The 13,764-nt window shown below is 38.9% G+C and carries 8 protein-coding genes and 1 CRISPR repeat array; of the genes, 3 read left to right on the top strand and 5 right to left on the bottom strand.

All coding sequences use genetic code 11. The features are described from left to right. Positions 1–54 precede the first annotated feature (54 nt). Positions 55–3,585: direct repeats of the CRISPR family, unit length 29 nt; unit sequence GTCTTAATCTAAAACAGTGGAATGTAAAT. Between the two features lie 182 nt (positions 3,586–3,767). Continuing rightward, positions 3,768–4,328, top strand: coding sequence for a helix-turn-helix domain-containing protein (locus tag JZO70_RS00510; protein ID WP_207671565.1), 561 nt, complete (start codon positions 3,768–3,770; stop codon positions 4,326–4,328). A gap of 49 nt (positions 4,329–4,377) precedes the next feature. Here the strand turns inward: JZO70_RS00510 and JZO70_RS00505 are convergent, their stop codons facing one another. The 3 genes from JZO70_RS00505 to ald form a co-directional block, all read right to left on the bottom strand. Beyond that, positions 4,378–6,129 carry a hypothetical protein gene (locus JZO70_RS00505; RefSeq protein ID WP_207671564.1) on the bottom strand — a complete coding sequence of 584 codons (1,752 nt, stop codon included), beginning with the start codon at positions 6,127–6,129 and terminating at the stop codon, positions 4,378–4,380. Between the two features lie 180 nt (positions 6,130–6,309). Continuing rightward, positions 6,310–8,013: a M3 family oligoendopeptidase gene (locus tag JZO70_RS00500; RefSeq protein WP_207671572.1), complete on the bottom strand. Its 1,704-nt coding sequence runs from the start codon at positions 8,011–8,013 to the stop codon at positions 6,310–6,312. Positions 8,014–8,117: 104 nt separating this feature from the next. Next, the gene (gene ald, locus JZO70_RS00495) at positions 8,118–9,233 is read right to left on the bottom strand and encodes an alanine dehydrogenase (protein WP_207671563.1); all 1,116 of its coding nucleotides are present in this window, start codon (positions 9,231–9,233) and stop codon (positions 8,118–8,120) included. Between the two features lie 250 nt (positions 9,234–9,483). On the opposite strand from ald, the gene JZO70_RS00490 reads away from it, so the two are divergent. Further along, a complete protein-coding gene (locus tag JZO70_RS00490; protein ID WP_207671562.1) occupies positions 9,484–9,882 on the top strand; it encodes a hypothetical protein in 399 nt (132 codons plus the stop codon). A 90-nt stretch (positions 9,883–9,972) separates the two neighbouring features. Here JZO70_RS00490 and JZO70_RS00485 read toward each other — a convergent pair whose 3' ends face one another. Together JZO70_RS00485 and JZO70_RS00480 are read right to left on the bottom strand one after the other, a co-directional pair. Next, entirely contained in the window at positions 9,973–11,499 is a 1,527-nt protein-coding gene (locus JZO70_RS00485) for an AcpB/EbpR/MafR family transcriptional regulator (RefSeq protein ID WP_207671561.1), read from the bottom strand. Beyond that, a complete protein-coding gene (locus JZO70_RS00480; protein WP_207671560.1) occupies positions 11,477–13,015 on the bottom strand; it encodes an AcpB/EbpR/MafR family transcriptional regulator in 1,539 nt (512 codons plus the stop codon). Before JZO70_RS00480 ends, JZO70_RS00485 begins: the two co-directional genes overlap by 23 nt. A gap of 320 nt (positions 13,016–13,335) precedes the next feature. Here JZO70_RS00480 and JZO70_RS00475 point away from each other — a divergent pair, with 320 nt between their 5' ends. Beyond that, entirely contained in the window at positions 13,336–13,611 is a 276-nt protein-coding gene (locus tag JZO70_RS00475; protein WP_278252570.1) for an HU family DNA-binding protein, read from the top strand. The last annotated feature ends 153 nt before the right edge of the window (positions 13,612–13,764 follow it).

Here is a 13,764-nt window from a genome sequence, read left to right as displayed (position 1 = left end):
AAAGAGTGGAATGTAAATCAGCTCGACGTCTATCAGCCAGCGGCCTTTTTCGACGTCTTAATCTAAAAGAGTGGAATGTAAATTACATAACGTCTGAGAATTGATCATTAGAGGGTGCTGTCTTAATCTAAAAGAGTGGAATGTAAATTTTCAAAAAGATATTTACCTGTTTCATTATCGTAAACGTCTTAATCTAAAAGAGTGGAATGTAAATTCATTTTGGTTGTTTTGATGAAGTGCACGATTTCAGTCTTAATCTAAAAGAGTGGAATGTAAATATTGCGCTTTTTGTGCGTCCATCTCGTTTTCAACTGTCTTAATCTAAAAGAGTGGAATGTAAATTAAAAAGCAAGCAATGCGCTATTCTGGCTAGTGTCGGTCTTAATCTAAAAGAGTGGAATGTAAATCAAGACAAGATTAATTTAGATGTAGATAATACAATGTCTTAATCTAAAAGAGTGGAATGTAAATGTACATGACACGCCGACAGAACGTTGATATGACGCGGTCTTAATCTAAAAGAGTGGAATGTAAATCGCTACAAGCTGGTGGAGGGCAAGCAAGGCCGCCGCGTCTTAATCTAAAAGAGTGGAATGTAAATACTCTTACTGCGTCGCTGCTAATATCTAGTGAGACCAGTCTTAATCTAAAAGAGTGGAATGTAAATGTACACGCGCCTCGATACTGTTCAAGTCGCTCACGGTCTTAATCTAAAAGAGTGGAATGTAAATGCGCGTTGCGAATCTCAAAGTCATTTATGAGCCGATGTCTTAATCTAAAAGAGTGGAATGTAAATTTCTGCTGGACGGTACGGCTGCAAGGTCAAGCCGCCGTCTTAATCTAAAAGAGTGGAATGTAAATTTCAAGATTCCTTTTCGTTGTGTAATTGACGCTCTCGTCTTAATCTAAAAAAGTGGAATGTAAATGGGCGAAGCTGCTTGGTTTGGGTCATGATGGCCAATGTCTTAATCTAAAAAAGTGGAATGTAAATGCTTGATAGCAGCTGCTAACGTTTCCGGATTGTCAGTCTTAATCTAAAAAAGTGGAATGTAAATTTTTAAACTCAACTCCTTGATACAGCACATAAAATTGTCTTAATCTAAAAAAGTGGAATGTAAATCAATTCGGCTAAGTCATCAACTGTAGCAAAAGGCTTCGTCTTAATCTAAAAAAGTGGAATGTAAATAAGTTCACACCTTTTGCAGTCTTACGTTGTTTCTTGGTCTTAATCTAAAAGAGTGGAATGTAAATACAGATACATTAGATCAGCGTAGAGAGCGGCTTATCGGTCTTAATCTAAAAGAGTGGAATGTAAATACCTTACGGACTCTCGTGTTACCCATCCGCGCCACGGTCTTAATCTAAAAGAGTGGAATGTAAATTCCTTACTATCTCATCAATATAAAAGCGGCTATCTCGGTCTTAATCTAAAAGAGTGGAATGTAAATTAAAGAGGTACATCTAATAGACCTATCCTTAGTGTTGTCTTAATCTAAAACAGTGGAATGTAAATCAGTTCAAGATGCTTACCGTAACAGGTAGAACTAGTGTCTTAATCTAAAACAGTGGAATGTAAATCCTCCTTAGAGGTGGCGTATAACGTGATATTTTTAAGTCTTAATCTAAAACAGTGGAATGTAAATCAGGTAGAAAAAGAAGTACTTACATTAGACAATGAGGTCTTAATCTAAAACAGTGGAATGTAAATTATTTATATTATATCGGTAGTAGCGCAACGTACTCGTCTTAATCTAAAACAGTGGAATGTAAATTCGCTTGATGTGACCGTAACCCTTGAAGAATTGTTGTCTTAATCTAAAACAGTGGAATGTAAATGGCGATTAATCGGACGATAAACAATTATAGGATTAAGTCTTAATCTAAAACAGTGGAATGTAAATTAGAAAATCATCGATATTACTTTCTGTGATAGTACTGTCTTAATCTAAAACAGTGGAATGTAAATAACGCTGACGAATTATGCGCAAAAAGGGACGCTACGTCTTAATCTAAAACAGTGGAATGTAAATTGCTCTTGCTTTTCTTGTCGAGACATCCAGCATTTGTCTTAATCTAAAACAGTGGAATGTAAATACATCCAACAGTCGTTCCCAAACTGGGATCATAACACGTCTTAATCTAAAACAGTGGAATGTAAATGAATCATCAGCTGGCAATAAGAAAAGAAGTCATCACGGTCTTAATCTAAAACAGTGGAATGTAAATTCGATGCAAGGCGTGTTTTATCTGAAGTAGTGAACAAGTCTTAATCTAAAACAGTGGAATGTAAATATCTGAAACGACTGAGGCATCTTATTCAACGACTCGTCTTAATCTAAAACAGTGGAATGTAAATGCGAATTGTTAACGTCTCAGAGGAGGCAATATCACAGTCTTAATCTAAAACAGTGGAATGTAAATGCGTTTTTGAATAAGCTTCTTTTTCTTTTGAAAATAGGTCTTAATCTAAAACAGTGGAATGTAAATATTGATTGATTCAAACAAAGAAGGGTTCGCAGCAGGTCTTAATCTAAAACAGTGGAATGTAAATGCTGATCCCAGTGAGGCTCCCTCATGCCCGGCTACAGTCTTAATCTAAAACAGTGGAATGTAAATTTCCTAGCTTCGCTGCATTCTCAAAGACTCCCACTGGTCTTAATCTAAAACAGTGGAATGTAAATTGCAGTAGCAAGCAAGGCAGATAGTGATGATCAGGGTCTTAATCTAAAACAGTGGAATGTAAATCTTAAAGGATCTCGCAAGAGAAAGGATTGATTAGAGTCTTAATCTAAAACAGTGGAATGTAAATACAGTTAGCACACTGGACTTGCAACAGGCAGAAGTCGTCTTAATCTAAAACAGTGGAATGTAAATGATCAAGAATATCGGAGTATCAAATAATCAAGGTGTGTCTTAATCTAAAACAGTGGAATGTAAATCTTGATTGATCGGGGTCAGTATTGTGACGAACATAGTCTTAATCTAAAACAGTGGAATGTAAATGCTTTTATTTGTTCGTAAGCTGAAAGAACGACTTTTGTCTTAATCTAAAACAGTGGAATGTAAATATTGATCTTGATTGTCTTAGTATTCGTATCAATAACGTCTTAATCTAAAACAGTGGAATGTAAATCTGGTACGACTTGCCGGCCTGTGCTGTCACTAATTCGTCTTAATCTAAAACAGTGGAATGTAAATGTCAAATACTCGTTGCCTATTGATTTTAAAGATACTGTCTTAATCTAAAACAGTGGAATGTAAATCAAAATGAATCCTTTTATGAAAAACTCATGTATTCTGTCTTAATCTAAAAGAATGGAATGTAAATTTGTAATTTCCTCCTTGTGCTGATTTTGCATCAACAGTCTTAATCTAAAAGAATGGAATGTAAATCCACCTCTGTGACTTCCCGAATAGCTCACTTTGGGTCTTAATCTAAAAGAATGGAATGTAAATAGGCATCCAATGAAGACTATCACAATCAGCTGATGGTCTTAATCTAAAAGAATGGAATGTAAATATTTAATTCTGCTTGCGAGTTTGAAAGTTGTTCCTTGTCTTAATCTAAAAGAGTGGAATGTAAATGAAGTTGGAATCTTCCCTATTCTTACAAATCCTTTTTGGTTTTAATCTAAAAGAATGGAATTCAACCACCTCCAACATATCTCTCCAAACTTCTTCATCCCCGCCACACCAACAATGCAAAGAAAAATTGCTAGCAATAATCGCCCGATCACTTATACTTTAAGTGTAGGGAGGGAAGAGCCATGATAGGAGATATTCTAAAAGCACGTAGAAAAGAATTGAATTTGACCCAGCAGCAAGTGGCCGACAAACTTCACATTTCTCGGCAGACTATTTCCAACTGGGAAAACGAGAAAAGCTTCCCTGACATTTTTATGTTGATTGAGCTGAGTCTTCTTTTTGACCTGTCACTGGATTATATGATCAAAGGAGATGAGAAGCTTATGAAGAAAATCAAAGACGATGCTACCTTGAATCCACTGATTCAGCAAGCAATATTTCTATTTATTGTTTGCCTAGCCGCTTCCGCATGGGCGGTTTTGTCTTTGCCGCGCACAGGGTTAGTAATTGAAAACGGCTTAACAGTTTTATCAGTTGATGTCTTGTTGCAACTGACGATGATTATTGCGGTTATGTGGATGATTTTCATTTACACTCGAAATTTCTATGTCCCTGCTGAAAATCGGTTAATCAAAACAATCCACAGAGTTATCCAATCCTTTTTAACCATTTCGCTGCTCATCACCATCTGCTGCTTCGTCATGACGATCCTGAACTACATGGGAATTATTGCTTTTAATTAAATAGCCCGAAACCGGAAAGAAAACAAACTTCCTTCCGGTTTTTGCGCGCTCATCGCTTCAAAGGATACACATGTCCAGTTAGATCGCCCACATTTTGACTAATCGCGTCCTTTATTCTGCCTAAAACAACTATCACTAGAGAAAAGGCACAACTCAGCAAAGAAATACCTAACGACCAATTAAAGAATTTAGGAGGAAGATACCTAAGCTCTAAACGATTATTGTCCAATTTCTGCGGAATAGTGACTACTCCAATTTCACTATAGCCAACATCTTTTTTATCCAGTACGTTTCCATTCAATCTCAGGACAGTGTCCTCGTAACCGAAAACCGGCACCTGAATTTTTTCCCGTTTTCCGCCATCCCAAGTAACGACTAAACAATCACCCTCCACACTTTTCTCAAACGAAAGTTCTTTAGCGATAATTTGTTTTTGGTAGAGCTTATACCGACTGCCGTCAAACTCACTATGCACCGGCAAATAGTCGGGAGTTGATTTTTGAATATAATGTAAGGCCAAATTTAAATCGTGGGAATAAAAGGCGTCCTTTACTTGATGGGCAGGAACATCAGCGATTGTCGTATTAATCAACGAAAAAATATACTCATCCGATTTTGCCCAATTTCCCAGCAAAACTATCTGCAAAATCACCGTTTGAGTAATCGCCAATACCACCATTGGCTTCAGCTTAAAAATTTTTAGTTTATCAAAATGATAATCGTTCAAGAGAAGAGCCAAGGCAACCAAAATCAAAACTGTCGCTGGAATAACAAAACGAAACGGAAACTGTATCAGCTGGACGATTTTGATTTTTCTTTCCAATAAAAAAGTCCAAGGAATCAGATTTGATCCCAAAATCAAAAAAAACACGCTAGTCCAAATTGTCATCTTCAAAAACGGCGACAAATTTTTCACTTTGCAGGCAACTATTAAAACTTTTACGATAATGATGAACAAGAAAAACGGGGTAAAAAGGCAATAGAAGCTGGAATAAGTCAAAGTACTCTCGGCCATGCTTTGGTTAATGAAGGGAGCAAGAATCTCATTGCCGGAATAGACTTGAAAAAGAGCGTGCCATATATTTAAAGTGAGCAGGGCAAAGCAACCAATCGCCAATCCGGTTTTCAGGACAAACTGCACTTTTTGGGCAGATCTAACAAAAGCTCGTAGATAAAAGGGAAGATAGATCATGACTAAAAAGAGAGCTGACAGAAAATGAGTTTGAAACATCAAAGCAGTATAAAATCCCAAATCTAGTTTTACATCATTTTTTTCAGTCATAGAAATAATCGGCGTCAAACAGATCGGCAAAAGGGCAGCGCCCCAGCTGCTGAAGCCTTGGCGGGTAATCCAATATTGCACCGCAAAAGTACTCAAATAAATCACTGCCATCGCAAATGCAATCTTCGTTTTTACTTTCAGCTTTTTCAGCAAAAGGTACATAGAGCAACCGGATAATATATATAGTAGGAAGTTCGATAATAGCTGATAATTGAACCATGTCTTAGCTATCAGCAGCAAACCGCCTTGAAGGTAAGCGAGGTAAGGACTATAAAGAGCGTTCACGATCCTACCAGATTGTTGGAAGCCGTACATACTGCTGAAATATTGAAAGTTTCCTTCTTCCAACTGCATCGCCGTATCATAAAAACGATTAAAATGGAAAATGGAGTCCGAGCCGACAATCATATTTCGCGATATCATTTGCGGCACCAGCAAGAACAGTGAAACGACGACTAGTCCCAACAAAGGATGATCTTCTAGGATGCTTTTTAACAGTAGACACCATTTTTTCCTCATATCAAACACCTCTTAATCAAAAATTCTCTTCACAAAGATTAACTGTTTCTCCAAGAAAATCATTTAAGATAATGAATTAGATATTAATATCGCAAAAGGAATAGCTGTGCAAATCCCAACACTCCACTAATAGCAAACAAAAAACAGCAGGAAATTGTCACTCCTGCTGTCCACTAAGTCTTAATTATGCAAACTCTCTTCTGGCACCTCAGCTAAATAATCCGCAACTGACTGAATCACCTTTTTCATTGCCTCAGTATCAAAAGGCGAGGCCAAATTGCCTAACTCGACAGTCTCCAGGAAATTCTTCGTTCCGCCAACTTTACAAATCGCCAGATAATCCTCCCAAACGTGAGGATCTTTTTCCACAATTGCCCGCTGCCAAAATTGGAAGGCACAAACTTGAGCCAAAGTGTAGTCTATATAATAGAAGGGAACTTCAAAAATATGTCCTTGCCGATACCAATAAGTGCCCCGATCCAAATCCGAGGATTGACGATAATCTCGTTCAGGACAGTATTGTTTTTCCAATTTTCGCCAACAGGCTTTGCGCTGGGCCGGCGTCCATTCAGGATGCGAGTAAACTTCTTCTTGAAAGTGATCCACCAAAGCCCCATATGGCAAAAATTGCAGGGCACTGCTCAAATGAGCAAAACGATATTTATCACTGGCGCTACCGAAAAACTGATCCATCCACGGCCAAGTCAAAAATTCCATACTCATGGAATGAATTTCCGCAGTATCCGACGTCGGAAAGACTAATTCCGGTTCCTCCACCCAACGAGAAAGATAGGTCTGAAAAGCGTGCCCCGTCTCGTGGGTCAACACATCCACATCATCAGAAGTCCCATTAAAATTGGCGAAAATAAACGGCATATGATAGCCATCGATAAATTCACAATAGCCGCCGCTTTGTTTGCCGGCCCGACTAGTTAAGTCCATCAGCTGCTGCTCTGTCAGCATGTCAAAAAAAGTACCAGTTTCTTCAGAAAGCTGATGATACATCTTCCGAGCCTTTTCTACCAATTCGCATTCTTTGCCTTGTGGTTTGGCATTGCCGTCAGGAAATACCAGAGGCAAGTCATAATAGGCTAACTCAGACAAGTTCAACCGTTCGGCTTGGCGTTTGTACAATTCTTGGTTTTTAGGTACGACTTCATCTATAATAAATTGACGAAACGCCTGAATTTGCTCGCGGTCATAGCTCCAGCGGTTCATGGCGATATCCCCATAAGCCACATAATTATCAAAACCTAGCTGCTGGGCAATAGCGGTTCTCAGCTTAACCAAATGATCAAAGATGTCATCAAAGCGTGCTTCATTTTTGGCAAAAAAACTTTGATAAATTTTTTGCGCTTTGCGACGGGTAAAGCGATCTTTGACAGTGAAGCATGCCGAAATCTCAGATAGTGTATATTTTCTTCCTTCAAAAAGCAGCTGAGCCGAAGCAATCAATTGGGTATATTTGCTAATCCATTCGTTTTCCTGCTGTTTCAGCTGAACCACTTGATCATCCAATAGCTGTATCTGATCTCTTGCTAGTAAAAACAAAGTTTCGGGAAACCGCTGCTTCAACTCTTCTTGAAAAGGCGAAGTCAGCAATGCTTGATAAAATTCATGATGGACTTGATCAAACAAAGGTTGATGCTCATCCCAATACGCATTCTCCTCAGCATAAAAGCTGTCTCTCGTGTCAACGGAATGACGAATATAGGCTAATTTTGCCATCGTATCAATGTCCGTGCGTAATGAATTTAGTTTATTAAGAGCCGCTTTCGCATTTTCGAAAGCTTCGGCTTCGATAAAATGGTTCAGTTGTTCTTTAAATGATCGGCTATAGGTCGCAAAATCCGGCCGCTCATAAGCAAATTCTTTAAATTTCATAGTCATATTTCCCACCCCTTTCTTTTATTATAACTCACTTAGGCAAGGGGAGGGGGAAAGAAAAAAAGAGCCAGACAAAAATGTCCGACTCATAAAAATAGAATTTAGCTTAATACATCATCCAGCGGCGTATAATCCATAGACAAATCATTGGCAACGGCCTCTAAAGTCATTTTCCCTTTGTAAGTATTTACTCCACGATGCAAAGCTAAGTTTGATTTCAGCAGATCTTCCAGCGGATGATTAGCTAATAGATTTGCATAGGCTAAGGTGCTGTTGCTCAAGGCATAAGTCGCCGTTTGCGGAACAGCGCCTGGCATGTTGGCCACGGCATAGTGAACCACGCCTTCTTTGACATAAGTTGGATCATCATGAGTGGTTACATGATCGACAGTTTCAAAAATACCACCTTGGTCAATCGCCACATCGACAATCACCGAAAGATCCGGCATACCAGCTACCATTTCTGTTGAAACCAATGTTGGTGCTTTGTGGCCCGGGATCAGCACGGCGCCAATCACTAAGTCAGCGGTTTTCAGCGCTTCTTGAATATTGTAGCGGTTGGATAGCATAGTTTGGACTTTATTATCAAAAACGGTATCTAATTCCTTCAAACGCGGCACACTTACATCCAGAATAGTGACATTCGCTCCAAGGCCTAATGCAATTTTCGCCGCATTCGCCCCAACAGTTCCACCACCAATGACTACCACATTTCCGCGTCGTACGCCTGGAACTCCTGCTAGGAGAATACCTTTACCGCCGTTTACCCGTTCCAAATAATTGGCGCCGATTTGGGCAGCCATTCGGCCAGCGATTTCACTCATCGGTGCTAATAACGGCAGAGTGTTGTTGGCAGGCTGAACATTTTCATAAGCGATCGCGGTAACACCGCTTTCGACTAAGGCTTCAGCTAATTCCTTATTGGCTGCTAAATGTAAATAGGTGAACAAAAGCAGGTCCTCTCTGAAGTATTTGTATTCTTCTTTCAACGGTTCTTTAACTTTCATCACCATGTCAGCAGCCCAGGCTTCTTCGGCTGTTTGAACAATAACAGCACCAGCTTCTTCATATTCTTCATCAACAATCGCCGAGCCTAGTCCAGCATTGGTTTCTACCAATACTTGATGTCCGCGACTGGTCAGGTCAAAGACCCCAGATGGCGGCAGGGCTACCCGGTTCTCGTTGTTTTTAATTTCCTTTGGGATTCCAATTTTCATAGCAATCACTCCTCGTTATAGTTTGTAAGCGTTTACTAGTCTATTGTATAAGTAGATCCGCCGAAAATCAATTAAAATGTGTTAAGAAAGTAAAAAGGTTTTGTTATTTTGCTATCTTTGTGAAGGACTGGTCAATAACTTACAATCAGTCACAGCATTAAAAAAGATAAGATTCTCTTTTAATGAAAAGTTTTCCGTTGCGAAATCTGGTTAAACTAGTGATAATAAAATAGAGCAAAGGAGTTTTTGTATGTCAAAAAAAAGTCCAACGGATATAATAAAAGAACAAATTAGTTTTATCGAAGCACGAATTACCCGTTATGAAGAGCTGCGGGACGGATCAATGCTGCGCCGGATTCTCTTTGGCGGCGGTCGGCAATCAAAGCTTGGTTTTCTTGGCTTGGTGATTGGTTTAGGTATGCTTTTTTATGCGATGTTTCATTATACAGCTGGGGCAGAGATTTTGTTAGTTGCAGTGCTGTCGATCTTGCTGTTAGGCTATTGCCTGCTGCAATTAAATTTGATCCGCAAGAAGAATAATCCTGAAAAGTTCGACCGAATGGTTTACAGTCTCACACAGGAAAAAGCCTCGATGGAAAAGGAATTGCAGCGTTTATTGGCTGCTAATAGTAATATTAAAAAGCCCTAAGAACGATGAAAGTAACTCATGCATGTGAAGTGATCACAAAAAGAAGGTAGAATGTCTCGCAAACATTCTACCTTCTTTTTGCTTTAACGCTTAGCTGACTTGCGAAGCTTTTCTTGCTCTCTTTTTCTTCTGATAAATGTCTTCCACCCAACGCTGCAGCTTGTTGAGGGTGTAAATACTTGGACATAATTCTACTGCCAGTATGGGGGTAGGGCAGTGGGGCAGGTCAAGAGTTAATGTGCAAATTACTAAATCATAGCGGCTGAAGACTGTTGCGATATCGACCGAATCTAATTGACTCATGGTGATATGTGAAATAAAATAATCACCGCGAACCGAAGAATAAATCAGCTGAGTCAACAGCTGTTCCTGCGTGGTAGAATCAGAGGCTACAATTAAGATGTTCACTGGCTCAGTTAACTGCTTCATTCCAGTTAAACATTCGGGGACTGCGGCAATAATTTGGTACACATAATTATTGATAAATTCATCTGACTCAAAGATGCGATGCTTTTGAGTAAAATTCTGAACAAGTGACCGGATGTCGTGTACACAATGAGCATGGAAGTTTTCCAGCAAGTTAATATAATCCCGTTTCCCGTCTCGCAGGACACTGATATATTCAGGTGTTTCAGCCAAAAACAGATGCTGGTTGATCAAAATAGAGGTCAAGCGATTCTTTTGTTCATCCCTTAACGGTACAACTAGCAAATCATTGAATTCCTCTACTAACTCCTGGTGCTTGCTGTAACTGTAGGCGAGGGCGTAATTACTTTCCAAGGCCTTTTTTTTCTGGGCTTCTCCCAACAAGAATAAATCGGCGTACAGCAACCAGAAGGATTCCCTCATTACATCATCAGTGTATTCCATTCCTACTTCTTCCAGTAAGGATTCCGCGAACTGATAACTGGTAATCCAATCAGGCGGTAAAAGGTGCTTTGAGCCTAAAAATCGTTTAGAGAAGAAATGTCCATGCTTCACTCGTTCTAAACTGATAAAAAACATCATGCACAAGCGATTGTACTGAGTATATGAGCATTCCAGCTGGTTATTTTTGATCATCGAACGGATCACAGCTTCCCCCCGGTCAAAAAATTCTGTCGAATAACGCAGTTCGTTCTTTTGGACCTTTTTTTCGGAGAAAAGCAAAAAGAAGAGCTGGCGTATATTTTTTTCATTACCAGCAATTCGAAAGGGCCGGCGATGGATCGTTAGTTGCCACTTTTTTAAAACGTCCATCAAAATTGTCATATGCTTTTGGACAGATGAGAGGCTGCAATACAGGTCAGCAGAAATTTCCTGTAACGTCTCATACTCTTCAAAAAAGATCAGTTCTAATATTTTAAAGGGCAGGGAGTCGCGTATCATGGTTGAGAACAAAGCATCAATCGTCGCATTATCCGCCACTTCCAAGGAGTACAAGCCGTTTTCCCGGGATATTTCATAATACTCCATGGTACTGTTGATGGATCGAATATCTGATATTAATATCGGAACTGTACAGTCTACAATTTGTCTCAACTGATCGCCGGTCATGGGGTACTTGGCATAGTATAACGTTTCAATTAACAAAAGCTTACGCTGATTATCACGTTTAAGAAGACAACGCAGGTTCATGGTTCATTTCCTTTCTCTCAGTTGGCAGGGCATCAAATTCGTCAAAAAATATTTGAATCGCAGCGACATCCTGGGGTGTCGGATAGGAATTTACAGCAATCACAGGACAAGAACTATCAAGCTCAAGCATAGTAACATCGGTAATAATCAAGTCGTATTTTTTAGTTGTTTGATTCAAATCCCGTTGATTAATGTAAGGGAAACTAAAAAAGCTGAAGTGTAACGGGGCGTGAACCAAAGACGTCAACATCGAACGCCAGAAGCGTTCTTGGTTTGCCGAAGCATCTGATATCAATAAAACACGTATCGGCTGCTCCATTTCAGTCAGTCTTTCCAATAAGCCGTCAATCGAGATAATTAAGCTGGAAAGATACAGCTCGATCTGTTCTTCTGAATAGAGCAAATAATTTGTTTTAAGAAAAGTATGGATGATCCTGCTTAAACGGTTTATTGCCCGTGAATAGCTCTTTTTAAGCAGCTTCAATGCATATTTTTGAGGCTTTGCCAAGATCGTTATTCCTTCTTCATTTGGGTAATAAACTAAAACATCATTACCCAAATGTCGCAAGCCCTCTTGGATTTCAGTATCCGTTAAGGTGTTGCCTAAAGCTAAGTTAATCGATTTCATCAGTTGTGTATGTAGGTCGTAAAAGTCAGCCAGTTTGTAATTGGTTGTTCGCTGATGAAATTGTTGTTTACAAGTTAAGACTAAGTTATCAGAAAAAAGTGGCCATAATGCCTCCATGATCAAATCTGGGCTATAGTTCAAACGGCATTCAAGCAGCAGTTGGTTCACCAGATCTGAATGTTCAGCTTTTTCAGGCAGCCTGAAAAAGTGATCATGGGGAAGCGGCTCGTCTAAACAATAATTCAATTTTCTGCGGTGCAGGCAGATCAGAAAGCTGTGCATCAAATAAAAATGAGTATGCATACTGTTGCCCACCTGATTTTCCGATAAAAAAGCCCGAATGTATCGATCGATTAGCTCCACCAGCTTTTCGGAAAAACCATAGTCTTGCAATGGAAATCGCCGCTCTTTGAAAAAAAGATAATAAAAATAGCGAATCATTACCTCATCGCCTTCGATACGAAGCGGCCGATACCTCAAGTGAATATTCCAAACAGGAAGTGTGTTTTCAATAAACTTCAAGTTCCGCTGGACATTTGCGAGACTGCAACCAAAATGATCAGCGAGTTTGGCGATTTTTTCTTGCCGTTGAAAAAACAATTGCTCAATCAGCCGATATTCTATTGAAGTAGAAAGAATGTAAGAATAGACTGAATCAATGGTAGTGGAAGATTCAAATTTTAAAAAGTACAAGCTTTTAAACTTCAAAATAGTAATGGGTAATTTTTTTTCATTCAATTCTTTGATATCTTTAAGCAAGACGGGCAAAGAGCAGTTTCCTACATCCATTAATTGCTCATTCGTCAATGCATTTTCAGAATAGTATAGGGCTTCTACTAGACGAAGCCTGCGAAGTGTTTCTTGTTTTGTTAATTGTCTTAAGTCCATGTCCCCACCCTCTAATTTGCATTCATGTATGATTTGTCTAAAACAACAAAAGCAATATATATACTATGAAAATCTTCACCTTTAATCATTTACCAATAGGCAGATGATAATCATTATAAAGAAAAAGTTGTAATAGAATTCAAAAAACGACAGGCTTAAAAAAATCTTAGGAATAATTATTTTATTTTTGTTTTCAGATTAAAAAAAAAAGAAAAGCGCCAAAAAAAATTCGGGAAAACGAGAGATAACAGTTGCCTTTCTGGTCAATAACGAATAGAATTATGATTGGAATAACTAAAAGAATGATGGAGGCTATACCTATGATGAACAAGCAAAGCTTAGTAGAAAAAGTAGCAGAAAAAACTGGATTGACGAAAAAGGACGCAACTGCAGCAGTTGACACTTTATTCGACAGCATTCAAGATGCATTGAAAGACGGCGAAAAGGTTCAAATCATCGGCTTCGGTAACTTTGAAGTACGTGAACGCGCTGCCCGTAAAGGCCGCAACCCTCAAACTGGTGAAGAAATTACTATCGCTGCAAGCAAATCACCAGCTTTCAAAGCCGGCAAACAGTTAAAAGACGCAGTCAAATAAGCATGCTAAGCTGTCCGTAATGGGCAGCTTTTTTCTTTGTTTAGAAAAATTTATCTCTGCTGTAATGTACAGCGTAAAAAAAGTCTAAATAAATACCAAACGTTATTTATTAGGCGGTCAAATAAAAAAATCTTAAGACACTCGCTTGTTTTT

Origin of the sequence: Candidatus Enterococcus moelleringii (assembly GCF_017377575.1) — a bacterium.
Lineage (GTDB): Bacteria > Bacillota > Bacilli > Lactobacillales > Enterococcaceae > Enterococcus_A > Enterococcus_A moelleringii.
Note: the sequence above shows the minus strand (reverse complement) of the source record. Positions and strands in the feature narration are given on the sequence as shown.